This window comes from Embleya sp. NPDC059237, assembly GCF_042754105.1.
In the GTDB taxonomy this organism is placed as follows: Bacteria; Actinomycetota; Actinomycetes; order Streptomycetales; family Streptomycetaceae; genus Embleya.
Window position 1 is genome coordinate 43,635 of sequence record NZ_JBHZAE010000020.1, and the last position, 23,913, is coordinate 67,547.

Genomic DNA, 23,913 nt, shown 5'->3' on the forward strand with positions numbered 1-23,913 from the left:
ACCCCGCCTTCCCAAGCCGCCCGCCGGGAGCGTACTGTTCGCCACGCCATCGCGGGAGCTCGGACCAACCGGGCTGAGAGGGCGGCATGGGGTGTCGGCGGCGAGCCGGTGCACATCCCGGGGCCACCGACCGCTTGAACCTGTCCGGGTAATGCCGGCGTAGGGAGAGCAGGTAGAGCCATGTCGGCTCCAGCAGTGGACGACGCACGCCCCGCAGTGGCGCACCCGGCAACCGAGGCCCCGCTGGTCCTGGACACCGCACCGCCGCGCACGCTCGGCTTCCGCGACCAGGCCGCCTTCTGGGCCAACCTCGGGGTGAGCCTCCTCGGCTTCTCCGGCGCCCTGTTCGTGCTGGCCCCGGCGGGCTATCCGCAACTGTCCATGGTCGCCGCGATCGTCGCGGCGATCGGCGGCACGCTGCTCGGCACGCTCATGGTCGCCGTCGCCGGCATCCCCGGCGCCCGCAGCGGCGCGCCCGCGATGACGGTGCTGCGCGGGTTGTTCGGCACGAAGATCTCGTACGTGCCGACCGTGTTCAACATCGTCCAGTGCATCGGCTGGGGCACCTTCGAGCTGCTGGTCATCTCGCTCGGCATCGAGGCGATGACCGACGGCGACGGCCCGCACTGGCTCTACATCGTCGCCGCCGGCACGGTCACCACCGCGATGACCCTGCGCCCGCTCGGCATGCTGCGCATCCTGCGCCGCTACGTGACGATCGCGGTGGGCATCGCGATGCTCTACTTCTCGGTCCAGCTGTGGCGCGAGGGGCTGCCGCCGATGACCGAGGGCTCATGGTCCGGGTTCTTCCCGGCGATGGACGCCGCGCTCGCGGTCGCGGTCTCGTGGGTACCGCTGGCCTCCGACTACACCCGCCACTCGCGCGGCACGAAGCCGGCGTTCTGGGCCGCGCTGAGCGGATTCTCCGTCACCAGCATCTGGTGCTACCTGCTGGGCCTGGTCGCCCTCGCCCAGGTGGGCGGCGACGCGGACAAGATCTTCGACTCGTTCCTGGGCGTCACCGCCGGTTGGGTGTTCTTCGCGGTCCTGGTCATCCGCGAGGTCGACCAGAGCTTCGCCAACGTCTACAGCACCGCGATGTCGATCCAGAACCTCGCGCCGCGCGTGGACCGCCGGATCCTCTGCCTGGGCGTGGGCGCGCTGGTCACGGCGTTCGCGCTGATGGTGAACGACTTCGACACCTACGCGAGCTTCCTGTCCCTGATCGGCTCGATCTTCATCCCGCTGCTCGGAGTGCTGGCGGTGGACCTGTTCGCCGGTCGCGGCCGCGCCGGCTGGGACCTGGGCGATCACGCGCCGGCCCGCTGGGTGATGCTCGCGCCGTGGCTGCTCGGCTTCTGCATGTACCAGCTGATCAACCCCGGCACGGTCGAGTGGTGGGTGGACTTCTGGACCCCGATCCAGGACACCCTCCACATCCACGCCCAACGCTGGACCTCGGCCTCCCTGTTCTCCTTCGCCCTCGCCGGCGCCACCGCGTACATCGCGGTCGCGTGGGACCGTCGACGGGCAGCCGCCACGCGCTGAGCCAAACCAGCCGGGTCAGCCGGGTCAGCCGGGTCAGCGGGCGATGGCAACGGCGAACGGCCGGAAGCCGTGCCGGCGTATGACGTGCGGCACCACCAGGATCATCGCCTCGGTGGCGCGAGCCGTACCGATACCACCGAGGTCCTCGATCCATCCGGACCGCCATCCCAGGTCGCCGAGCAGACCCGCCACGGTCTTCTTCGCCTGCTCGTCGTCGCCCGACAGATAGGCGGTCGGCGGAGTGGCCAGGGTTTCGGGCGCGGTCATGACCATGAACAGCATGGTGTTGAGCGTCTTGACCACCCGCGTGTCGGGCAGCGCGGCCTGAATTCGCTCGGCGAGGCTGCCGTCGGGATAGACCAGCTCACCGGGCAGCCCGTCGTCGGTATCGCGGGTCGCGTTGGAGACGTCGACCAGGATCTTTCCGGCGAGTTCGGCGCGCAGGTCGGACAGCCGCCCCAGGGCGGTGTCCCCGGGCGTCGCGTTGATCACGATGTCCGCGGTGCGAGCGGCGGTGCGCTGGTCGGCAAAGGAGATGCGGGGGTCGGCGGCGCCTGCGGCGTCCTCCGACGGGCTCCGGTGGCCCAGGGTGACGCGGTGCCCGGCCGCGGCGAACTTGTGGGCGAGGTTCGCGCCGACGCGGCCGGCGCCCAGGATGCCGATGTTGGTCATGAGGTGATGCTCCTTGCGGTATTGGCGGGAAACGAACAGCAGTGATGCCCGGGACCCGCTCAGGCGACCGCCGACAGCACCCCAAGCGCCGCAGCGTGAATACCGGGCGCAGCGGCGAGGAAGTCCGGACTACCCGTGGTCCACGGCTCACCCGCCAGGTCGGTGACGACACCCCCGGCCTCGGCGACCAACAAAGCGCCGGCGACCAGCCCGGACCGAACATCGGAGAACTGCCAGAACGCGTCCATACCCCCGCCGGCAACGTGAATGAGCTGCAAGGTCGCAGGAACGGACACCCGTACGACAAGGCCGTTGACCAGCATCGCGGTAACCGATTCGCCGATCCGCCGGAATGTGTTCCCGTCCTCCCCCGGCCTGGCCTGACCGGTCCCGGTGAGCGCGGCGCCGAGGTCGGTCTTGGCGGACACCTTCAAGGGACGCCCATCGAGCCACGCGCCACCGCCCGCGGTGGCGGTGTACGTGTCACCGGTCAGCGGCAGGTGGACCACGGTCAGCACCGGCCGGTTGTCGCGCACCAGGGTGGCCGTGACGCCCCAGTCGGACATCCCGTGTACGTGGTTGATGTTGCCCTCGGCCGGATCGACGACCCACCACTCCCCGACCGGGAGCGGACCGCCGGCCAGCTCGTCCTCGGCCCACCGCGATCCGGGCCGCGCCCGCAGCAGCGGTTCGCGCAGCACGTTCAGCACCGCGTCGTCGTTGGCGTGGATCTCCTCGACGATCTCGCTCGGGCTCACGGCTCGGGCATGCGGGGTGTACCGGTCGCGCAGGATCGCACCGGCGGCCCGCACCGCGGCGGTCACAGCCGGCATCAGCGTCGTGTCGGCGTCGAAGGGCAGGGCTGTACTCATGATCGGCTCCCGGGTTTCGGTGGTTGCGGCGCGGCTTCCGCTCGCCCGCACTTCGAAGCTAGAACCCCCGCCGATTAACAACAAGTGCATGCTTCTCACTCGTAGAGTTACTCCCATGCAACTGGATCTGAACCTGCTCACGGCCCTGGACGCGCTCCTCGAAGAGGGCAGCGTCGCCGGCGCCGCCGCTCGCCTCCACGTCACCGCGCCGGCGATGAGCCGCTCGCTCGGCCGTATCCGCAAGGTCACCGGCGACCAGATCCTGGTCCGCACCGGCCGCAGCATGGTCCCCACCACCCGCGCGCTGGCGATGCGTGCCCAGGTCCACGTCCTCGTGCAGCAGGCCCACCAGTTGCTGTCCGCCCGGCAGGAACTCGAACTGCCGGTCCTGCGGCGGGTGTTCACCGTGCGCTGGCACGACGCCCTGACCGACGCCTGCGGCACCGACCTGATCGCCGCCGTGCACCGCCAGGCCCCCGGCGTGCAGGTGCGGCTGTCCGCCGAACCGGGCACGGACACCCCCGAACTGCGCCGGGGCGAGGTCGACCTCGAATCCGCGTCCGCCCGGCCGACCCTGCCCGACATCCGCCACCGGCTCATCGGCCGGGACCGGCTCGTCGTCGCCGTCCGCCCCGGCCACCCGCTCACCGAAGGCCCCGTGAGCGTCGAGCGCTACTCGGCCGCCGACCACGTCACCGTCTCGCGGCGGGGACGCCTGCGCGACCCGATCGACGACGCCCTGGCGACACTCGGCCACGAACGACGCGTCGTCGCCGCCGCGCCCACCGCCGCCCTCGCGATGCGGCTCGCCCTGGACACCGGCCTGGCGGTCTGCCTCCCGGACGCGGTCACCCACACGGCCCGCGAGCGACTCGGCCTGATCACCCTGCCGCTGCCGGTCCCGATGCCGGCCACGCCGCTGTACCTGCTGTGGCACCAACGCCACGACGACGACCTCGCACACACCTGGCTACGCGACCTGGCCACCGAGACCATCCGGGCGCTGTTCCCGGCAACTACCCGATAGCGGGACGAAAACCGAGCGCCGCATCGCAATCTGACGACACATCAGACGGAGGCTTGGCATCCCCTTGCCCTTGGCTTACACACCCTCCTCCCGCGCGAAATCCGTGGCTACAGTCACAAGCGTCGCGACAGTCGCGCAAGCACACTCACCGTGAACTCCCGTGTCCACGCCGGGGTTCACCGCTCTGGGGGTTGGCATGAGCAAAAACGTGATCACGCATGCCCATCGGGGATGGCAGGGGCTCCTGGGCGGCCTACTGGCCCTCGTCCTGGGCGTCTCCTTACTCAACGCAGCACCCGCACGCGCCGACCCCGCCCCCGGTGGCGGCGTCGATACGAACGCACTGGCCGACCTGCTGCTCGGCAACTACGTGCGGATCGCCGACACCGACCGGGACTACGCCAAGCACCTCGTGGCCAGCGCCGAGATCCTGGACTGGCGCGCGGCACACCCACAGGCCGACCAGGCCGCGCTGACCGCCCACCTCACCGCCGTACAGCAAGCCATCGACCCGGCACTCCCCGATCGTGTACAGCCGGGCCCGGACCACGAGTTGGCCGGAGCCGCACTCGGCGTCCTGCACACCGTGCCCGACGCCACGGTCAACGGGCCGCAGGTCGACAGACTGCTCGCCGCACTCATCGCGCGGGACACCCTGACCCCGACCGGCCTGATCTCGGACCGACTCTCCGGCGCGCTCGCCCTGTCCTCGTGGAACGAGTCGTACGAGAAGACCCAGTCGCAGGTATGGGCCGGCGTGGCGAGCACAGCTCGCGCCGACGCCCGGTTCGACGGCGCGTGGAACGCGGTCATCGGCTCGACGGTGGGCAGCGGCCAGGACCCCGCTCCCGCCCGACTGGCCGGCGGCGGCGTACGCGCCTCGGCGACGGTCCTCGAACTCGGCAACCTCCCCGACCTGAAACAGTACTTCGACCCCAACGACTATCTCCAACGCCAAGACAAACCGAACGACCTGCGCCTGTTCACGCTGGAGAAGATGTCCACCGCCATCAAGGACACCGTCGACAAGCGCACGGCCTGGTTCGGTGACCTCAAGACCGCCGCACCGGCCCCGGACCAGAAGCCGGAACGGCTCAAGAAGGAGGAGGAAGGCCGCAAGAAGATCATCGACGGCGCCAAGACCGCGTTCGACGGATTCGCCTTCTTCCTGGACTTCGCCGGCAGCAAGGACGCGGCCCGGGACATCAAGAAGTTCGCGAGCGGCGCACTCCAGGTAGCCGACGCCGCCAACAAGTGCATCACGGCCTTCAAGCTCATCGACAGCGCGTTCTCGATGGCGACCGTCGCCTTCACCGGCAACGTCCTGTCCGGAATCAGCACGATCGTCTCGCTGTTCGCCGGCGCGGGCCCGTCGATGGAAGAACAGATCATGGCCGGGATCAAGGACCTGCAGAGGGACATCCAGTCCCTGCACGCGGACATGAACAAGCAGTTCGAGCGGGTCGATCAACGTCTCGACACCATGTACACGGACATGATGATCGAGTTCAACAAGCTCACCGGCACGCTCGACGAGATCAAGGGCAAGGTCGACGCCGCCGCGACCAACCTGACCAGGGTCGAGGCCGGCGTGCAGTCGATCGGCGCCAACGTCACCAAGTCACTGTCCGGCCTGTACCAGCAGCCGACGTGGCAGAGCGCCGACTCCCTGATCGACTATCGCCACTACCACCCCGGTGACCAGGTCACCTACGACATGTACAAGCAGGGCGAGGAAGCCTTCCATCTCGGTGGTACCGAGACACCGAGAACGCCGGGCGGCTTCGTGGTGGCCGAACCCTACGACGGGTCCACCGGCGCGGTACTGACCAACCTGCGCGACCTCGGGGCGACCGGCAGCATCCGCTACCTGTCGTGGTTGGCGAACAGATGGCAGTCCGGCTTCCCCATCGCGAGCGACAAGGTCGGCAACCCGGAGATGTGGAAGGTGGCCGCGAACGCCTACACCCTGCTGTCGGCCCAGAATCCCAACCTGGCCAAGATCCCGAACCCACCCCCCGGAACACCGAAGGGAATCAGCTGGGAACGGCCCCAGCACATCATCGACGCGGGAAAGCGGATCACCACCTCGGCCCAGACGTTCAGCGACCCGGGCCCGCAGGGCACCACGAACGACCTGTTCAAGGGTCTCCTGAACAACTACACGGCGGAACTGGTCGCGCTGTTCAACAAGGCGCCGGCTCGGGAGCGAGTCGTCACCCAAAACCGCTACAACCTCTTCGGCGGCCCGACCCAGCAGGTAGCCGACCTCCCGAACCAGGAGGGCCAACCGCAGGTCGAGAGGTGCAACTCGGGCAACCTGAACGAACGGCTCGACCGTCCGGACAACGTGCTCGGCACCCAACTGCCCCCGGCACAGCGCTTCGCCCGCAATGTGCACCCGAACCCGCCGCACTACGCCGTGTGTTGGTGGTCGAGGTTCACCAACGAACAGAAGCGCACCGAGGACACCTTCTGCGAAGGGCCCGATCACCCGGTCTCGTGTCTGAAGACCTGGACCACCGCGGATCTCGAAATCAGCTTCCAACAGGAACTCGGTTGGCCGGACGAGGCACACAAGCCGACCAGGTCGGCCGTGGCCACACTGCGGCGTGGAACGGAGATCCAGTACTGCGAGAATCACGGGGACCAACCCGCCGGCAATTTCTGCACCAATCGGCCCGACCCCTTCGAGCAGGTGATCCAGCGCTGGACGGGCGAACTGCGGGAGCCCTTCCAGCGTGAGGCCGCGATTCGGACCGTGGACGCCACCGAAGAGGCGACCAAGGTCCGGATGAACGACTTCCTCAAGCAGCAGCAGGCCGAGTACTACCTCCTCACCGGTAACGAAATCGGCACCCACAACCTGGCCGAAGACCTCAACGCCTCCGTGCAGTTGTTGCGCTCCTACACCGAACTCGGTTTCCCCCGCGCGCTCCAGTCCGACGACAAGCTGCGCGGCCTGCTCTACGGTCGATACTCGCTGCACGCGAGTTCCACCACGTCTTTGCCGAACCAGGTACTGGCCGAAAGCTTCAAGAAGGCGGCGGACAATATCGCCCACGGGCTCCCGCCGTGGCAGTCGGATCAGTACGAGAACAACGACGGCAAGGCGTGCGAACGATTGCCCGGGCTGGAGAGCGCCGACCCCTTCGTGGTCTGCATGGCCTGGAGCGCGAAACTACGCCTCGATCGGCTGGCCGAACGCTACGCCGTGCAGTTCAAGTATCGGGCCGAAGGCTCCGACCAGACGCTCCCGGATGTGCAGAGCCAGTTGCGCAATCTGTGGCTGGTCACCAAGACCATCTACCCCGAGGCCAAGCTCGGCGCGCCGGTGAACGCACCGCCGCTGGTTCAGGCGCAGTCGTTGCTGGGCGACGCGCAGGAGTTGTGGAAGACCGAGAGCACGCGTGCCGAGGCGGCCGACCGGGCCATGGAGGCGGTCGCGATCACACGCGACTTCGCCCGCCATCACCCGGACGCGCGCGGCCGGTTGGCGGAGATGGCGATTCGTCCCACGGTCGGATACCTGGCCGGGACCGGCCGCTTCGACGAGGCGAACGCACTCGGCGACGAGGCCATCGCCCTCTACAAACAACTCTCGGCCGAAAAACCGACCGACGACAACCTCGCCTTCCAATCCGCACAATCGCCGCTCATCGTCGCGCAGGCCCTGTGGCTCAAGCCGGAACTGCACGCCAAGGCCACCACCTACGCACTCGACGCGGTCGCGGCCATCCGCCCACTCGCCGCACGCAACCCCACCTACCGACGCACCCTCGCCGAATGGGCGATCAGCCCCACCGTCGGATACCTTGCCGAAACGGGCCGCTTCGACGAAGCGAACAAGCTCGGCGACGAGGCCATCGCGCTCTACAAACAACTCGCGGCTGAAAAACCGACCGACGACAACCTCGCGCTCCAGTCCGCGCAGTCCTCACTCACCGTCGCCCAAGCCCTGTGGCGCAAACCGGAACTCCACACTAAGGCGACCACCTACGCACTCGACGCGATCGCGGCCATCCGCCCACTCGCCGCACGCAACCCCACCTACCGACGCACCCTCGCCGAATGGGCCATCAGCCCCACCGTCGGATACCTCGCCGAAACCGGCCGCTTCGACGAAGCGAACAAGCTCGGCAAGGAAGCCATCGACCTGTTCGAAGGACTCGCCGCCGAAAAGCCCGGCGACGACGAACTCGCTTTCCTCGCCGCGCAATCGTTGATGACGTTCGGCCAGGCCCTGTGGCTCGAGCCGGAACTCCACGTGAAGGCCACGGAATCCGCCTTCGACGCCGTCGCGGCCCTGCGGCGCCTCGTCGCGCGGGCCCCGAAATATCGCCGCACACTCGCGGATTGGGCCATCTCGCCGACGACCGGCTACCTGTCGGCGGTCGGCTGGTACGACGACGCGGACAAGCTCGGAAACGAGGCCGTCACGCTGTACAGGCAACTCGCCGCCGAAAAGCCGGCCGATGACGAACTCGCGTTCCTGGCCGCACAATCCTCGGTCATCCTCGCGCAAGCCGTATGGCCCGAGCCGGACCGCCGCCGAAAGGCAGCCACCTACGCACTCGACGCGGTCACGACCCTGCGCCCCGTCGCCACGAGGAACGCCACCTACCGCCCCCAGCTGGGCACCTGGATCCTGTCCCCGACCATTCCCTACCTGGTCGACATCGCCCAAAAGCCCAAGGCCATCCCCCTCGCCCGCGAGGCGGTCGACATCTTCACAGCCCTGAACCAGTCCGACCCAACCAAGTACGGCCCGAAGCTGGCAGAGGCCAAACAGGTCCTCGCCGACCTCACCCGAACCTAGGTGATCCACGCGCGCGCCGGGCTCAGTGCTCGGCGCGAGCTATGAGGTGGGCCCAGGCCGCCGGGGGGACTGCGATCGTGGGAGAGTCGACTACCTTGGCGTCTCGGACTCCGATGACGTTTCCGAGAGACGCGACCTCGACACAGTCTCCTCCTCCGCTATAGCTGCTGGTTCGCCACTGCGGAAACCTGCCGACCATGTTGTCTCCAGATCCACGAGCCTTTGCGCGATCAGCGCGATCAGCGCGATCGACGCTTCGGCGCCGAGCGCCTCTGCTTGCAGCCGATCGTAGGCGAGGGAATAGGCGGCAAGACAGGACGGCCGACAGGTCCACGAGTCCCCGGTCAGCCCTTCGCAAGAGACCACGCGACGTCCACCGAGGTCGTAAACGGTGAACTTTCCTGCCATTCCCGGATGCGCACCGATGTCACGCGGCAGGATCTGCACCGTGATGTCGGGTCGCCGAGTCAACGTCACCAAGAGATGGGCAAGTTGGCTGTGTAGCACGGCCTGCCCACCCACCGGACAGTGGAGCGCGGATTCGTCGAGGATGAACCAGAGACTCCGCGAGCCGTTGCGCTGGGCTTCCAAGCCAAGCTGGCGACTCATACGCAACTCCGCACGGCGGATGATCTCCTCCTCGGATACCGCCGGAGAGCACGCCCGGAGCGCAACACAGGCATATTCGAAGGTCTGGAGCAGCCCAGGCACGAGGCCGGCGGTGTAACTGCGGATCGCCACTGCGGCTCGCTCGACCGTGATGATGCGTTCGAATCGCAGTCCGGTCGTAGCCTCGCCTGGTATGGCACGCCACCAGTCCGGGACATCCTGATCCTGAAGTTGCTGGATGATCTCGGCCGCAGCGCCGTCGATCTCGTCCTGACCACGCTCCCGATACACCTCGGCACGGAAACCCAGCTCCCCAAGGGGTCGCTGAAACAGCTCCTCCAAGACGAGTTGGTAGTCAGGAGTAGGCCGTGGTGGCGCTGCGCTCTCCCAGCGGCGAACCTGACGGACACTCACCGCCAGGCACAGGCCACATTCTCGCGCCTTCTCCTCGAATGCCTCGGCAAATCGCCGCTGCGAGTGCAGTTGAAGGGCCTTGCGGGCCGCGACGAACGTCGGGTTCCCGGGCTGGCTCGGGCGGGTCATCTCACCCCCAGGGTGGTCGCTGAGCCCAAGTTAGCCGTGCCGGCCTGCGATATTCCCCGGTTTCGGATAGATCACCCCTGGCGAATCGTGGCGCTCCTCCCTTGACATCAAGTCGGCTTGAAGTTCTACGTTCGAGGTGAACGCTCCCGGCGGGGGAGTCTCCGGATGGAGTGCCAGTGGCGAGCTACACCAAGATCGAACGTGCGTACCTGGTCGGGCAGAGTCTCGGGCGGCTCGCCACCGTCGGCCCGAAGGGCACCCCGCATGTGCGGCCCGTCGGCTTTCGGCTGAACGACGACGGGACCATCGACATCGGTGGGCCCAACCTCAGCTCCAGTCAGCGGTGGCGCAACGTCGAGCGCAATCCGGGTGTCTCCTTCGTCGTCGACGACATGACGCCGGACGAGCCGGGCGCATACAAGCCGGGCTGGGGGCGCGGCGTCGAGATCCGGGGCCGCGTCGAGTTGCTGCGCGACCACGAACCGCCGCTGCCCCTCGACTTCTTCAGCAACGAGGTGATGCGCATCCACCCGGAGCGCGTCATGGGCTGGAACCTGGAGGACCCGCCGGCCGGCAGCGGTTCCTGACCGGACGCGCCGACATCGCCCGCCTCCACGGGCGATGTCGGCCGTCGCACCTACCCTGGCCGCATGAAGATCCGCCGCGTCGTACCCAGCGTCACCGCCACCGATCTCGGCCCCAGCCGGGAGTTCTACCAGGACTTCCTCGGCTTCGAGGCCGGCATGGACGAGCCCGGCTTCCTGATGTTGCGCTCCCCGAGCAACCCCACCGCCCAGGTGATGGTGGTCGTCCCCGACGAGTGCGACTGGGACGCGCAGTCCGGCCGCACGGCGATGTCCATCGAGGTCGAGGACGTCGACGCGGCCTACGCGCAGGCGCGCGAGCGGGGCTACGAGATCGTGTACCCGATCACGAACGAACCCTGGGGCGTACGCCGCTTCTTCGTCCGCGACCCCAACGGCAAGGTGCTCAACATCAACATGCACATCGAGCAGCCGAGCTGACGCGGGCGAGACCCCGCATCACCGCGCGCCGATCGCCGCCCCCAGCGCGTGGCCGCCGAAGCCGTCGTCGGCATGCTGGGCCGCCCACCAGTCGACCATGCGTTCGGGGGTCATCGTGGTCCAGTCCGGGGTGTCCTCGACCATCGCGTAGCCCATCGAGCGGGCGACCCGCACCAGGTCCGCGCCCGCCGGGTAACGCTCGGCCTCATAGCGCGCCAACACGTCGTCCCACGAACCGGCCGGCCCCACCTCCCGGCACGCCGCCTCGAAGGCCACCGCGTCCTGGATGCCCTTGACCGCACCGCTTGCCACATGCGGCCGGGCGATCGCCGCCGCGTCCCCGGCGACCAGCATGCGTCCGCTCGTGAACCGGTCCACCACAAGGTCGTTGATCGGCTGGATCAGCGTGTCGCTCTCGGGCGTCGAGGTGACCAGGTCGGCCCAGAACGGCGGGAAGTACTTGCGGGCCAGCGCCAACAACGCCGGACGCGGGTCGGCCGTGCCACCCACCGCGCTGTACAGGCCCCACGAGATCCGGTCTCCCCCACTGCTCGGGATCCGGTACATCACGCCCTGGCCGTTCGGGATGCAGATCGAGATCAGGTTGTCGATCGGCTCGTGGTTCCACGCGCAACTCCCGCGCCACATCACGTAACCGGCGTACTGCGGTTGGATCTGCGGGAACACCGCCGTACGCACCGCCGAGCCGTAGCCGTCCGCACCCACCACCACGTCGTAGCGCTCACTCGTACCGTCGGGCAGGTAAATCTCGCCGTCCGTACCGACGGTGACCGGTGTACCGCCGCGATAGTCGACCTCGGCCGGCACCCGGCGGCGCAGTCCGGCCCACAGCTGGCCCCAGTTGTACATCCGGAACGCGGCGGGCTGATCCCACAACGATCGCCCGCGTGCCGACTCGCCGTCGTCGAGCAGCCAGGTGCGCCCGTTGACGTTGCGCCAAGGCGTGGTGTCGTCGAGGTAGCCGGCGGCAACCAGTTCGGCGTAGCGGTCCACGTGCAGCGCGATGCCCACTCCCCGGTCGGCGAGTTCGCCGGTGGTGCGCTCGTACACGGTGACCTCGGCCCCGCCGCGCGCCGCAGCGAGCGCGAACGCGCAGCCCGTGATGCTTCCGCCGACCACTGCGACCCGACCTATCGGCATGCCCATCTCCCTTGGTTCACGTCCGACTTCGCACAGGCGTCCGGACCGGGCCGGACCCGGAAGGACCCTACGGGATGGCGGTCGCGATCCGATCACGTACACCGACCAGTTGTGCCCGGCGCGTCTCGTCGAAGGCGATCTCCGCCTCGTCGTCGCCCACATGAGCGGACAGCCGGGCATGGTCCTCGATCAGCGCGCTCAGGCGCGGCAGTGCACCGGCGGCGTGTCCACCCATGTCGGCGAGGACCTGAAGGGCGAGTTCGCCGACGTACTGATCCCCCGCCACGGCCGACATCTCGGCGACCAGACGCTTCGTGAACTCGGGCTCGGCAGGCCCCAGATGGCGCCACAGGACGCCCGCCACCTCGTACTTGCGCGGCCCCTCCCGCTCGAACAGACACATCGCCTGCCGAACCTGACGCTCGGTCAACCCACCGTGCGCGACCAGCCCCATCAGCGTGCGCGCCACCCGACGCTCGGACGAGTCGGGCTCGACGGGCCGTCCGGCCGGCCAGGCATCGGCGTCGGCCCGATTGTCGGGAAGTCGCCGAGCCGCGAAGACCGCCTCCAAGTCCGGCAGTGCCAACACCCCACCAGGCTCGCCCAGTTCGTCCGCCAATCGCCGCGCCACGCCGTCACCGCGCCCGGCCCAATACCCTGCCGCCGCCCCCCACATGTCGCGCGACAGCCGCAACACCCGCAGGCTCTCGGCACGCAGCGCGTCATCGGCGTCGTCGGCTTCCTCCGCCACCCGCGCCAACGCCGGCAGCAGTTCCGTCGGCCCCGTACGCCACAGCCTGATCGCCGCCGCCGCCATGTCCACGCCGACCCACCGCACGTCCCGCTCCTCGGCGGCCAGCAACGACCGCGCGATCTCGTGGCACTCCTCCTCGTCCCCGAGCAGTCGCCAGGCCCACACCGAGCCCACCCGCACGTCCATCGGCCCACCATCGCGCCGCAACCGCCGCACCGCGTCCCCGAGATCGGCCAGGATCGCCTGGCACCACGCCTGCCGCCAGGCCCAGGGAAGGTCCCGGTCCCCGAGCAGGACCAGCGCCGCCGTCACCCGCACCGCCGGATCGGCGTCCTCGGCCAGCACCATGGCCGAGTCGTCGAACTCCCGCCCACGACCAAGCAGCGCGATCGTGCCCGCAACCCGCACATCCGGATCGGCAGCCCCCGGCAACCACGCCGCCACGGCCTCGACCTCGGCGGTCGCCACGAACAGCCGTGCCGCCGCGACCTGCACGGCCGGTTCGGCATCCGTCAGCCACGACCACGCCCGCTCGGCCACCGACGGCCAGACCACCCCGAACTCCGCCAGATCACGCAGCAGTTCGATCGTGCACAAACGCGTGTCGACCACTCCCGCGTCGGCAAGTCCCAGCAGCAGCAGGGACATCGGCCCGTCACGGTCGGCCCGTACCGCGTCGAAGATCGCCGCCCGCTCCGGCCCGAAGCTCGCCGCAGCCCCCGAGGCCACCGCCCGCACGCACGCATGTTCGTCGATCACCGGCCGACCGTGTCACACCACCCCGGCCGAGCCAAGCCGTTTCCGACCATGAACCCCTGCACGAGTCACGGCCGTTCACGGCACCCGAAGTCGCCCAACGGCACCCGACAACACCCGACGTCGCCCGACCCCCGCCTCCCTCAGTGCAACTCACCCTCCGTCTCCGCCCGCCCCACAATCTCGCTCGCCACCACCCCCGTCGGCGTCGACGCGGTCAAATGCATCGTCATCCGCACCACCACGCCCTCGTCGCACTCGGCCACCTCGACCTCGTCGCACAGCGCCCGCGCTATCCACAGCCCCCGCCCCGGCGTCTCCTGCTTGTCGGTCAGCCGAGGAAACGCGCGTCGACGGCAACCACCGTCCGCACCAGCACCGTCGACACCGCCGCCGTTCGCCCCGCCCCCATCGTCCCCGGCCGCGTGGATCTCGCAGACCACCCGCCCGGCCCTGGGCACACAACGCAGCAGCGCGGGCCGGGAGTCCGAGGTGACGGCGCACGCGGCGATCTCGTGTACCGCGAGCACGAGGCAGTCGGGGCGGTCGTCACCCAGGCCGACGGCGTCGGCGTGCCGGCGCACCACGGCGCGGACCAGGCACAGGTCCGACGCGCCGAACGGCAGTACCTCCACCGGTCCGGGACCGATCCGCGCACGGGCGTGGGCGCGATCACGGTTCGGGCCGGTCACTGCACTCCCCCACTGCACTCCCCGGAAGGTCGGTCCTCGTCCACGATCAGGCCGCCGGCCCCGCTCCACCCGAGCAGGTCGACCACCTTGCGGACCGCCGGTCCCGCGGCGCGCAGGACCAGGTGCCGGTCCGGGCCGAGGGCGGTGGCGGCTCGATACAACGATTCCATCGTGCCGAGGTCGGCGAACTCCAGTGCGGACAGGTCGACGACCAGGTCCCGGCCCGCGTGGGCCATCGCGCGCCGCAGCGCGTCCTCCAGCAGGTCCCGGGTGCCCACGTCGGCCTCGCCGACCAGGCGCAACCCCTTGGTGGTGTCGGTGACCTGGAGGGTGGGCGGACGCGCGCGACCGGTGCCGGCGACGAGCGGGTGCAGCCGTTCCTGGGCGTCGATCTGTACCGAACTGAACTCGCGCGGATCGTACAGGCAAATGCCCATCGCCCGGCGGCTCGGCAGGCCGAGGCCGGCGAGGCGTTCGAATTCGAGCAGGTCCGCGTGTTCGACGCCGCCGGCCCGACCCCACGTCATGTCGCCGCATACGCGCAGGCCGCGAAAGCCGTCGGCGAGGGCCTGATCCACTGCCGCGAAGAACGTCTCCGCCATCCCCTCGGGCGTGAACTCGCCCTCCCACAACGGCGTTCGGCCGACATCGACGACCACGAGCGAGCCGTCGGCCTCGCGGTCGTCGGGCCGGGTGGGTCCTTCGGACAGCGCACTCATCAGCCAGGCCCGGTCGCGCCTGCCGAGCAGGCACATCACCCGGTCCTCGGCGGACAGGCCGTCCCTGATGTAGCTGTGCACCGCGAGCCGCGTGACGGCCTCGTCGGCCGACACGAAACAGCAATGGCTGCCGTACTCCATCGCTCCCACCGCGGCCACCGTGGCCCCGGCCTGGGAAGTGTCCATCTGCGTATGCCCCCTGGTCGTGACGCGCTCCGGGCCGGACCCGGGGCCCTCGTCTCGCACCAGACCGTAGTACCCGAAGGCGGCATCACCGGGCGCAAACGGTCAAGAAAGCTTCTTTCGGGGGCACCAACCCACCGGACAGGGCACAATCTTTGGTTTCCGGCCGGCACCGCGGCCTGAGCGGCACCGGACCGGCCACCCGATCGAGGGCAACCGGATACGGATGCGGCGGCACCGAACCGGTCACCCCACCGAGGGTCAACCGGACGCGGAACGCGGCGGCCCCGCCCCGGACCGCCCGGCGGCCGGCCCGTCGCGTCATCGAGCGCGCCGGCCGACCGATCGTGAACCCGATCGGGTGACACCGGCATCGGTTGGCCCAATACCGCGTGGGTGATGGTCGTACGGCGACTAGCGTCCTGACGAAACCCACTCGTCCCAGGGAAGACATTGACCACGCATGCCCCGGCGCAGCGCGCCATCGGGCCCGACTCGCCGCGCGTCGACACCGTCGACGCGAAGTCCCGTCAGGCCACTTGTGAACACCTGCAAGGAGTTGGCTGAGCCATGCGCGTCGCCATCACCGGAGCCACCGGATTCCTCGGTCTCCATCTGCTCCGCGAACTGCTGGACCGCCACCGTACGATCACCGTCCTGTCCCACGCGCGCTCGCGCGGCGCCCTCGACCGGATCCGGGCCTTTCTGGAAGTCACCGCCGCTCCCGACGAGTTGGTGCGGCGACTTCCCGAGCGGCTGCGGATCGTCGAGACCGATCCGAGGTTGCCGCGACTGGGCCTGGCCGGACCCGAGTTCACCTCGCTGGCCGATTCGATCGACGTGATCTGGCACTGCGCGGGCGACCGCCGACCCGACGCCACGATGGCCGAATTGTGGCCCGACACGGTCGAAGGCACGCGCCATCTGCTCCAGTTGGCCGAGGCGGGTCGTCGGCGACCACGCGTGTTGCACATCGGATCCGCCTATGTCGCGGGCGCCCGTCGCGACGGCACGATCAAGGAGCAACCGGCCGACGACTCGGCGGGGTTCGAGAACGACTACGAGCGGGCCCAGTACGAGGCGGAGACGCTGGTCCGGGACTGGGCGGCGCGGCTGGGGCGTTCGGCGTTGATCCTGCGGCCGACCACGCTGGTCTCGGATCGTCCCGGGGTGCCGGCGAACTCGCTGCGGCACGTGGTGGAGCGGGCCGCGGTGACCAGCGGGTGTGCGGCGTTCGGCTGGGCGGCGCGGCTGCCGGGGCGGATGCGGCCGGTGTTGCGGCTGCCGGCGGCGCCGGACGGCCGGCTCAACTTCATGCCGGTGCACGAGGCGGCGCGGATGATGACGCGGTTGGCCGATCTGACCGGCTCCGGCGGGGTGGACACCTACCACGTACGGCATCCGCACGACGTCCCGGTCCACGTGGTGCGCGAGGTGCTGGCCGAATTCCTGCCGGTACGCCTGCGGTTCGTCACCGAGCCGCCCGCGCGGCCCACCGGCGTGGAGCGGCTCGCGGAGGCACACGCGGCGTGCACGCCGTACTTGACGCACCGTCGGGGCTATGACGACTCGGGGGTACGGGCGTTGCTCGGCGAGCCGAGGTCGGCGACCGCGGTGGATCGGGACTACCTGGTGGACTGTGTCCGGCCGGGGCGCGGCGGGCGGCGCGAGACCGCGTTGGAGCGGGCGTATCGCGATTCCGGTCGGGCCGGCCGGGCCGGGTCGGTCGAACTCGGCGCCGTACTGCGGTTTCGCGGCCTGGCACCGACGGTGGTGGACCTGCGTCAGGCGGTGGCGGCCCGGTTGTGGCGGGTGCCGGTCCTGGCCTACCGCTCGGATGGCACGTTCCGGCGGCGCGGGCCGGTGGACCCGGATCGGCACGTGCACGTGTACCCGGTCGGCCCGGGACGGCTGGGCGCGGCGGTCGACGCGTCGTTGGCGGATCGGCTGCCCCGGGACCGTCCGGCGTGGGAGGCGCGGCTCGTACACGGCTACGCGGGCGACGAGTGGGCGGTGGTGTTCAAGGCGCACCACACGCTGCTCGACGACGCGTCGGTGGTCGAGGTGGCCCGGCGGCTGTTCGGGGTGGAGCCGATCGAGGCGGCGGCGGTGACCCCTCAGGGGCCCGCGGTGCTCGGTGTCCGCGACCACGCGCGCCGCCTGTCGCCGCCGTCCACTCGGCCGTTCGCGACCCGGGGGGCGACCGGCACGCGGCGGATGGCCTGGCTGGAGCTGGACCCGGAACGCCTGCACGCGGCGTCGCGGCACGGTCGCGGGGTCGGTCCGGACGACGTCTTCCTAGCCGCGCTCGCGGGCGCGCTGCGCACCTGCCCCGGCCTGCCGTGGCGGCGCGGCGTGCGGCCGGTCTGGGCGTTGGTGCCGTCCCCGTCCGGCACGATGGGCGCCCCGGAGCCGGGCAACCACGCCCGGCCGGCCCGGGTCCGCCTGCCGTGCGATCAGGCCGACCCGATCCGTCGCCTGCACCTGATCGCGAAGGACAAGGCTCCGCCCGTCGACCGCTGGGGCCTCCGTACCGCCATGTCCCCCTGGCAGATCGACCTGGCCGCCGGCTCCACCCACCACTGGCCCCGCCACTCGTACGCCTTCCGTGGCTCCCCGGTGTTCGACGCGATCCCTCTCGGCGGAGTGCCGCACAGCGCCCCGATCGGCGTCTTCCTCGGCTCCTTCGACGACACCATGCACATCACGGCCCTGGTCGACACGTGTCTCCCGGCCGGGTTGGCGGACGATCTGTGCGCGGCGTGGTCGGACTCCCTGGCCGAGCTTGCCCCGTAGAACCGCCCGCCGGTTCGACGGCACCGAACGAGTCGGTGCCGTCGAACCGCGTGGTCGCACGCCGTGGCCCGGTCGTCCCGCACCCCGGCGCGACTACCGTGACGCGAAGGTCACAAGCACCCCTCGCACGGCCGTCCCGTCCGGCCGGGTCCAGCCGGCGACCAGGCGCCCCGGCGCCCCCTCCTCGGCCTCGACGGGCCGCAACACCCGGTTCACCCGAACATCGAGCACATCAGCCGCGTCACCGCCGTACACCGCCACCGTCGGGTCGGGCGTGTCGCTCTCACTCTGATGCTGCGGCGTCGCCTCCCCACGCAGCACCGCGTGCAACTGCCCCATCACCACCGGATCCCGCACGCCGTCGTAGATCCACCGGGTACCGAGCACGCCATGCTCGGAGACGCCGATCAGCGCGTCGTCGCAGGCCCCATCGAGCGCCGCGCCGCGATAGGCCATCGGCACGAGATACGCGGCCGGCTCCGGGGCGCCGGCCTCCACCACGATCATGAACTCGATCCCGACCTCACCCGCCGGGTCGTCCAATCGGAATCCACCGGCCCGGATCCGCTCCGGCGCTTCGGCCCCGCCCGCGTACCAACTCTGCCGGGGCAGCCAGTCGGCGAGCAGTTCCAGTTTCCCGGGCGTCATGGTGGTGTGGTGGATCGAGGCCATGCGTACTCCCTCACACATCGGTTCGTGATCGAATCCGATCGAATCTATCTCGCCCCGCTACACCAGCAGCCGCCACACGTCCCGGTCGGCGGTGCTGCTCCAGGCCGGGTCGCCGTGGCCGTAGTCGGGAATCACCGTGAAGGTGACCTTCGCATTGCCGCCGTCCCGGATCAGGTTCGCGCCCCCGGGGCGATCGCCGCGTCCCAGGGCGGTGTTGATCCAGGTGACCTCGGCGGTGATCGCCGACCAGTCGATGCGGTATACCGATTCCTCGCCCGCCCAGATCGCGGTGAGGTCGCGCAGCAGCGCGATCGGGACCAGACCGCCGCCAAGGCGGGCGGTGGCGTCGGCCCAGGTCGCGAGCGGGCCGTGGGTCAGCGTGAACCGGTCGTCGGACGGTGTCGCGCCGAAGGCGAACGTGCCTGCGGCAAAGCCCTGTTCATAGATCCAGTTGGCCGCCCCGGGCAGCTTGGCGGTGTGGATCAGGGCGAAGTGCGCGAGCGCGGCGTTGGTGAACCGGCTCGCCGGATCGACCGGTCGCGGGACCGCGGAGACGCCGTTCGGGTCGCCCACGGCACGCGCCAACAGCCCCTTCAGGCCCGGGTCGTTCGCGTACACCCCGGCCACGAGCTGCGCGTCCAACGCCGCCCTGGTCCGCGCGGCGCGGACGGCGAGGTCGCCCTCGTACGGGCCGGTCGTGTCCAGCACCATCACCCGGCGCGGCCTCGGCGCCCGATCCGCCGCCAAGTCCAGGGCGAGCGCGGCGCCGGCGGAGTGGCCGAGCAGGTCGTACGGCACCCGCAGCGCGGCGTCGACCGCGTCGATCACCATGCGGGCGTCCCGCTTGTGCGCGGTCAGGCCCCACTCGGCGGAGAGGTCGGCGGCGGTCGCGCCGTTCTCACGCGGCGAGATGCCGATCACCAGGTAGCCGTGCGTGCGCAGGTGATGGGCGAGGTTGTGGGCGGTGGGCGTGAAGAAGTTCGACGCGAAGTCGAGGCCGCCGCCGGGCAGCAGGTAGGCGACGCGCCGTGGCACGTGCCCTGTGTCCGCAACCACGTCGACCACCAACGGCACGGCCGCGTCCCGCAGTTCGAGGGTGGTACGAGTCCAGCCGGGCCCGTGTTCGCGTCCACGCACGACGAGTTCGCCGCCCGAGTCGCCCAACGCGCCCCCGATCCGCTCGACCGCGGATGCCGCCGGATCCCGCGTCCCGGCTCGTGCGCCGCCCATTCCCGGTCCGAGCAGCACCGGTGCCGCCAACGCCGCCAACACTGTTCTTCGCCGCATGTGGGTCCCCCGACTCCCGATCCGACCTGTCCGCCCGCACGCGGGCCGTCCTTCAGCCTGCCGACCGCACCCGATCGTGGTCAACGACCGGGCCCGGGACATCCGCCCGACGGGCCGGCATCATCGTCACCATGGACGGACCTGGTGACGGGTGGTTGACGATCACGGCGTATCGGAACGTGCGGGGCAGCCTCGGACCGGCGGCGACCGTACGCGCTTGACTGCGTGAACGCGGCATCGACTGGATGCCCTTCGCCGACGAGGAGATCTACATCGGGCTCCTGTGCGGAGTCGGTCCCGACGGCGGTCGGCAATGCTGGTACGACATCCGCGTACCCCCCGAGGCGCTGCGTCGGCTCGGCCTGCATCCCGATCAGCCGTCGGCCGCGGTCACCGGCCCGTCGCCGCCGCGCTGGTGGCACGCGGCGGCCGAACAGCACGCCCGGGGGCACGGCGGCCGGTAGGCGGGGGCGACATCGGGTGCACGTCCCCGACCCGGGCGACCCCGCCGGCTACCCGGGCTCGGGGCCGTCGTCCGTCCCCGCGAAGCGGGCCGCCGCGATCAGGTGGGGGTCGCCGGTGCGGAGGGCGTCGGCGACCAGGGACGTGGCCAGCGCCGGATCGTGGCCGGTGACCCCGAGATAGGGCAACGCGCGCAGTACGGCGCGGCGTTCGTGGGCGTCGCCGCGCCAGTACAGGGTGCGCAGGTGCGCGGACAGATCGTGGTGGGGCGTACGCGCCGCCAGTTCGGCCAGGGCCAGGACCCGCGCGGCGTCGTCGCAGGTCCAGCCGGGCAGGCCGATCAGCGGGGCCCGGCCGCAGGTGCGCCCGGCGGCGGCGAACACGGTGAAGTCGGCGAGGCTGGGCCAGTCCTGGCTGCCGGGTTTGGCGGAGGCGGTGAATGCGCTGCGCAGATCTGCGATCGGCGGGTGCGGCATGGGCGGATCCTCCCGAGGGCCGGTAACGCGGGGTACGCACGTGTCCTGTGCAGTGCGTTCCCCATCCGGGAAGCTCCCCAATCGACAAACCCCGGGATCCCCGGACCCACGATGGCGCCCACGGGAGTCGGCTCTTCCTTCCGGGGGCGCGCGGGGGCGCTCGGGGGTGGTGCAGTCTTGACCTTCAGCGGACCGTTCGTGGGCTGACGTGGGCGTTCGTGAGATCTACGGTTGGTTCATGGTCCGTGAACCGCTCGTCGAGGTCAGTGTCGTGATCGCCGCGCCCACCGAGGCCGTGTGGCATGCCCTCGTGGACCCGGACTCGCGCGCCATGTGGTGGAGCTATCTCGACCTGGACGCACGCGTGAACGGCCGGCTCTCGGAGCGCTGGAGCGGGGCCGACGGCGAGGCGCGGTTGACCACCGGTCGGGTCGAGGCGCTCGACCCCTGTCGGCTGTTGCGCTTCACCTGGGCCGACGACGACTGGGCCGTGTCGACGACGGTGACCATCGAGCTGACCAGGGCCCGCCCCGGCACCCAGCTCCGGGTCCGCGAGACCGGCTGGAGCCGCCTGCCCGACGGGCCGAGCCTGGCCGCCGCCCACCGTGACGGCTGGGGTACGCACGTCGAGGACCTGCGCCGCTTCGCCGAGGCCACCGGCGGCCCTCGCTGACCCGGTCGGGTCACCCCACTCGCACGTCCACGCTCCGCCCGTCGGGATCGGTCAGCAGATGGCGCCCCTTCGGGAGCGGCGAGTCGGCGGCCAGGACGAGGCCGATCCGCAGATAGCCGGTCAACCGGTCCGGCCGCGCCGGATACAGCTCCATCACGGTGCCGTCGTCGAGGGTCGCGGCGTAGTGCTCGGGACCGCTCCCGTGCCGCTCGCGGACCAGGGCCAGGCCGAGCGAGGCGTAGAACTCGCGGCACGCGTCGAGGCGCGACGTATAGACAACGATGAGGCCGAGCGACACGCCGGCGAGTCAATCACGATCGTGGCCCGCCCGGTAGCCGGGGCCCGCGCGCCGGACCGGGTCCTCCGTCCGAGGTACACGGTCGCCGGTGGTTGACGCGAGGGCGGGCGGTAGTGTTGTCCCGCCGCTCGGACGACGAACGGCGGAGCGAGCCGTCCCCGGTTCGTGCCCTCGGTGCTGCCGAAGGCGCGGTCGGCCGGCTGCACCACCCTTGGGAGTCATCGTGTTGGACGCACTCGGCGCATTCGCCGAACTCACCCCTTTCCTCGCGGTCGCGGTCGGCTTCACGTTCGTGATCCGAGGCATCCTGCGCGCGGATCGGCGCGAGCGCGAGCACTATGCGAAAAAGGACGCCGAGACCCGCGCGCACTCCTCCTGACCGTCGGGAGGGCCGCGCCCGTGGGGGCCGCCGTGTCGGTCCCCACGCATCGGCCCCGTCCGCGCCCCGGCACATAATCTGCGCGCCGGATCGCACATCCGCGCTACGGTTTCGCCCGACCCCCGGTGCGCAGGTCGCGGATACTCCATGGAGCCCGCAAGGGCGGTGAAATGTACGGGGCCTCGAGTCCCGGTCTCCGCTGCCGCCTCGATCTCGGCGGGTCACCCACTCTTCCGGTATCGGCCCGAGGCCGATACCGACCGCAGCCGCCGGTCATCCGACCCGGCGGCTGCGTGCGTTTTCGCGATGACACCCGGTCCCGGGTCAGGCCGCCTTGGCGCCGCCTCGCTCCTTGGCGATCAGCTCCTGGAAGTCCACCGTCGCGCTCGCCGGCGGCGGCGTCACGTCGACCTTGGTGCCCCAGTCCCGATAATCCACCGTGCTGCCCACCTCGCCGACCTTGGTCGGCGTGCGCACCGACTGCCGGACCGGGAGGTCGGTCTTGGCGTCGATCCACACCTCGATGGTCGACGACGTGGCTCCGATCGCCTCGTTCGCCGAGCGCAGGCTCTCCAGGGTCTTGGGGCTCAACCCGAGTGCTTCCGCGCCCAGTTGGCCGGCCTTGGCCAGGTCGACCGTGCCCTTGTAGTGCACGGTGGGTCGACCCTCCACGTCCTCTTTGCCGACCTCGGCGATGTCGCCGGACCCCTTGAGCAACGACAGTTGGCTGGTGGGGTCCTGCTGGCCGAAGCTCTTGTTCAGCAGTTCGCCCACCGCCGCCAGGGCACCGGTCTTGTCCAGCGAGCCCATCGCGGTGAAGTCCATCTTGAGCCAGGTCTTGCCGCCGGTCTCGGCGGCCAGCGCCGAGCCCATGTTCATGTACATCGCGGCCGGCGTCACCAGCGTCTCGATCTTCGCCGGCATGCCCTTGACGGTGCCCTGCGGCGTCGCCATGGTCATCCGCAGTCCACCCGCGTCACCGAACCTGATCGCGCCCTGCGCGCTCGAACCCTTGCCGCCGGCCAACGTCTGCTGCACCGTGATCGCGACCGATTCGGTGCCGTGCACCTTGTCCACCGCCGCGAAGACCGCCGCCGCGGCTCCCGCGTAGGCCTTGGTCCCGCCCCCGTCCCCGCTCGACCCCTCCGCGACCGGGCTCCGATCGCCGGAGCCCGACTCGTTCCCGCATGCGGCGGTCACCAGCAGCAGCGCCGCGCCGCCGATCGCCGTACCCAGCCCCCGCCGCAAACGCGGTCGCGTGCGTCCGCTCATGTGTTCATCCCCCTGATGATCGACTACACCGATCAACCTACCAACGCGTTCGCCGGATGGTGCGGGAGAGGTACCGGGGTCACCGGCGCCGGGTGCGGCGGACCGGTACCCGCGTGGCTTGCGGCACCCACCGCGGCCGGCCGTCGACCCCCTACCCCGGTATCACTCGCGAGTTGGCGCCGCGGTGTGATGCCCACCCGGTGGCCGCCTCCTAGCGT

General features: G+C 70.4%; 21 protein-coding genes, 1 pseudogene and 1 riboswitch. Of the genes and pseudogenes, 9 read left to right on the plus strand and 13 right to left on the minus strand.

Going from position 1 to position 23,913, the window contains the following annotated elements; all coding sequences use genetic code 11:
* Positions 1-41 precede the first annotated feature (41 nt).
* Positions 42-185: riboswitch (TPP riboswitch) on the plus strand.
* The gene (locus ACFXKZ_RS42115; protein WP_380009978.1) at positions 181-1,548 is read left to right on the plus strand and encodes a purine-cytosine permease family protein; all 1,368 of its coding nucleotides are present in this window, start codon (positions 181-183) and stop codon (positions 1,546-1,548) included. Its footprint overlaps the riboswitch before it by 5 nt.
* Before the next feature lie 33 nt (positions 1,549-1,581).
* Here the strand turns inward: ACFXKZ_RS42115 and ACFXKZ_RS42120 are convergent, their stop codons facing one another.
* Entirely contained in the window at positions 1,582-2,220 is a 639-nt protein-coding gene (locus tag ACFXKZ_RS42120) for an NADPH-dependent F420 reductase (protein ID WP_380009981.1), read from the minus strand.
* Positions 2,221-2,279: 59 nt separating this feature from the next.
* Positions 2,280-3,092, minus strand: a complete 813-nt coding sequence (locus ACFXKZ_RS42125; protein WP_380009984.1) for an inositol monophosphatase family protein — start codon at positions 3,090-3,092, stop codon at positions 2,280-2,282.
* 115 nt (positions 3,093-3,207) lie between these two features.
* Here ACFXKZ_RS42125 and ACFXKZ_RS42130 point away from each other — a divergent pair, with 115 nt between their 5' ends.
* The gene (locus tag ACFXKZ_RS42130) at positions 3,208-4,119 is read left to right on the plus strand and encodes a LysR family transcriptional regulator (protein ID WP_380009987.1); all 912 of its coding nucleotides are present in this window, start codon (positions 3,208-3,210) and stop codon (positions 4,117-4,119) included.
* Positions 4,120-4,315: 196 nt separating this feature from the next.
* Positions 4,316-8,938 carry a hypothetical protein gene (locus tag ACFXKZ_RS42135; RefSeq protein ID WP_380009990.1) on the plus strand — a complete coding sequence of 1,541 codons (4,623 nt, stop codon included), beginning with the start codon at positions 4,316-4,318 and terminating at the stop codon, positions 8,936-8,938.
* A gap of 22 nt (positions 8,939-8,960) precedes the next feature.
* Here ACFXKZ_RS42135 and ACFXKZ_RS42140 read toward each other — a convergent pair whose 3' ends face one another.
* A complete protein-coding gene (locus tag ACFXKZ_RS42140) occupies positions 8,961-9,137 on the minus strand; it encodes a DUF397 domain-containing protein (protein ID WP_380009993.1) in 177 nt (58 codons plus the stop codon).
* A 50-nt stretch (positions 9,138-9,187) separates the two neighbouring features.
* A pseudogene (locus tag ACFXKZ_RS42145) lies at positions 9,188-10,090 on the minus strand (DUF5753 domain-containing protein); the annotation flags it as partial.
* Positions 10,091-10,266: 176 nt separating this feature from the next.
* On the opposite strand from ACFXKZ_RS42145, the gene ACFXKZ_RS42150 reads away from it, so the two are divergent.
* Both ACFXKZ_RS42150 and ACFXKZ_RS42155 read left to right on the plus strand, forming a co-directional pair.
* A complete protein-coding gene (locus tag ACFXKZ_RS42150; protein ID WP_380009996.1) occupies positions 10,267-10,677 on the plus strand; it encodes a PPOX class F420-dependent oxidoreductase in 411 nt (136 codons plus the stop codon).
* Positions 10,678-10,740: 63 nt separating this feature from the next.
* Positions 10,741-11,115 (plus strand): VOC family protein, encoded by a 375-nt coding sequence (locus tag ACFXKZ_RS42155; protein ID WP_380009999.1) that lies wholly within the window; start codon positions 10,741-10,743, stop codon positions 11,113-11,115.
* A gap of 18 nt (positions 11,116-11,133) precedes the next feature.
* On the opposite strand, the gene ACFXKZ_RS42160 is transcribed toward ACFXKZ_RS42155, so the two are convergent.
* From ACFXKZ_RS42160 to ACFXKZ_RS42175, 4 genes are all read right to left on the minus strand, one after another.
* Complete coding sequence (locus ACFXKZ_RS42160; RefSeq protein WP_380010002.1) at positions 11,134-12,276, minus strand: FAD-dependent monooxygenase; 1,143 nt, start codon at positions 12,274-12,276, stop codon at positions 11,134-11,136.
* 67 nt (positions 12,277-12,343) lie between these two features.
* Positions 12,344-13,789 (minus strand): hypothetical protein, encoded by a 1,446-nt coding sequence (locus ACFXKZ_RS42165; RefSeq protein WP_380010005.1) that lies wholly within the window; start codon positions 13,787-13,789, stop codon positions 12,344-12,346.
* Between the two features lie 140 nt (positions 13,790-13,929).
* A complete protein-coding gene (locus tag ACFXKZ_RS42170; RefSeq protein ID WP_380010008.1) occupies positions 13,930-14,478 on the minus strand; it encodes an ATP-binding protein in 549 nt (182 codons plus the stop codon).
* Entirely contained in the window at positions 14,475-15,383 is a 909-nt protein-coding gene (locus ACFXKZ_RS42175) for an MEDS domain-containing protein (protein WP_380010011.1), read from the minus strand. Before ACFXKZ_RS42175 ends, ACFXKZ_RS42170 begins: the two co-directional genes overlap by 4 nt.
* A 567-nt stretch (positions 15,384-15,950) precedes the next feature.
* On the opposite strand from ACFXKZ_RS42175, the gene ACFXKZ_RS42180 reads away from it, so the two are divergent.
* Positions 15,951-18,176 (plus strand): SDR family oxidoreductase, encoded by a 2,226-nt coding sequence (locus ACFXKZ_RS42180; RefSeq protein WP_380010014.1) that lies wholly within the window; start codon positions 15,951-15,953, stop codon positions 18,174-18,176.
* 93 nt (positions 18,177-18,269) lie between these two features.
* Here ACFXKZ_RS42180 and ACFXKZ_RS42185 read toward each other — a convergent pair whose 3' ends face one another.
* Both ACFXKZ_RS42185 and ACFXKZ_RS42190 read right to left on the minus strand, forming a co-directional pair.
* On the minus strand, positions 18,270-18,848 hold the full coding sequence (locus ACFXKZ_RS42185; protein WP_380010017.1) for a 1,4-alpha-glucan branching protein: 579 nt from the start codon (positions 18,846-18,848) through the stop codon (positions 18,270-18,272).
* A gap of 57 nt (positions 18,849-18,905) precedes the next feature.
* Positions 18,906-20,135, minus strand: a complete 1,230-nt coding sequence (locus ACFXKZ_RS42190) for a hypothetical protein (RefSeq protein ID WP_380010020.1) — start codon at positions 20,133-20,135, stop codon at positions 18,906-18,908.
* 245 nt (positions 20,136-20,380) lie between these two features.
* Between ACFXKZ_RS42190 and ACFXKZ_RS42195 the strand changes: the two genes are divergently transcribed.
* Positions 20,381-20,599, plus strand: a complete 219-nt coding sequence (locus tag ACFXKZ_RS42195; protein ID WP_380010023.1) for a hypothetical protein — start codon at positions 20,381-20,383, stop codon at positions 20,597-20,599.
* 48 nt (positions 20,600-20,647) lie between these two features.
* Here the strand turns inward: ACFXKZ_RS42195 and ACFXKZ_RS42200 are convergent, their stop codons facing one another.
* Positions 20,648-21,073: an EboA domain-containing protein gene (locus tag ACFXKZ_RS42200; protein ID WP_380010026.1), complete on the minus strand. Its 426-nt coding sequence runs from the start codon at positions 21,071-21,073 to the stop codon at positions 20,648-20,650.
* Between the two features lie 238 nt (positions 21,074-21,311).
* Between ACFXKZ_RS42200 and ACFXKZ_RS42205 the strand changes: the two genes are divergently transcribed.
* The gene (locus ACFXKZ_RS42205) at positions 21,312-21,746 is read left to right on the plus strand and encodes an SRPBCC domain-containing protein (RefSeq protein WP_380010029.1); all 435 of its coding nucleotides are present in this window, start codon (positions 21,312-21,314) and stop codon (positions 21,744-21,746) included.
* A gap of 10 nt (positions 21,747-21,756) precedes the next feature.
* On the opposite strand, the gene ACFXKZ_RS42210 is transcribed toward ACFXKZ_RS42205, so the two are convergent.
* On the minus strand, positions 21,757-22,044 hold the full coding sequence (locus tag ACFXKZ_RS42210; protein WP_380010032.1) for a VOC family protein: 288 nt from the start codon (positions 22,042-22,044) through the stop codon (positions 21,757-21,759).
* A 223-nt stretch (positions 22,045-22,267) separates the two neighbouring features.
* Here ACFXKZ_RS42210 and ACFXKZ_RS42215 point away from each other — a divergent pair, with 223 nt between their 5' ends.
* A complete protein-coding gene (locus tag ACFXKZ_RS42215; protein ID WP_160161830.1) occupies positions 22,268-22,423 on the plus strand; it encodes a hypothetical protein in 156 nt (51 codons plus the stop codon).
* Between the two features lie 324 nt (positions 22,424-22,747).
* On the opposite strand, the gene ACFXKZ_RS42220 is transcribed toward ACFXKZ_RS42215, so the two are convergent.
* Complete coding sequence (locus ACFXKZ_RS42220; protein ID WP_380010035.1) at positions 22,748-23,695, minus strand: hypothetical protein; 948 nt, start codon at positions 23,693-23,695, stop codon at positions 22,748-22,750.
* Positions 23,696-23,913 lie beyond the last annotated feature (218 nt).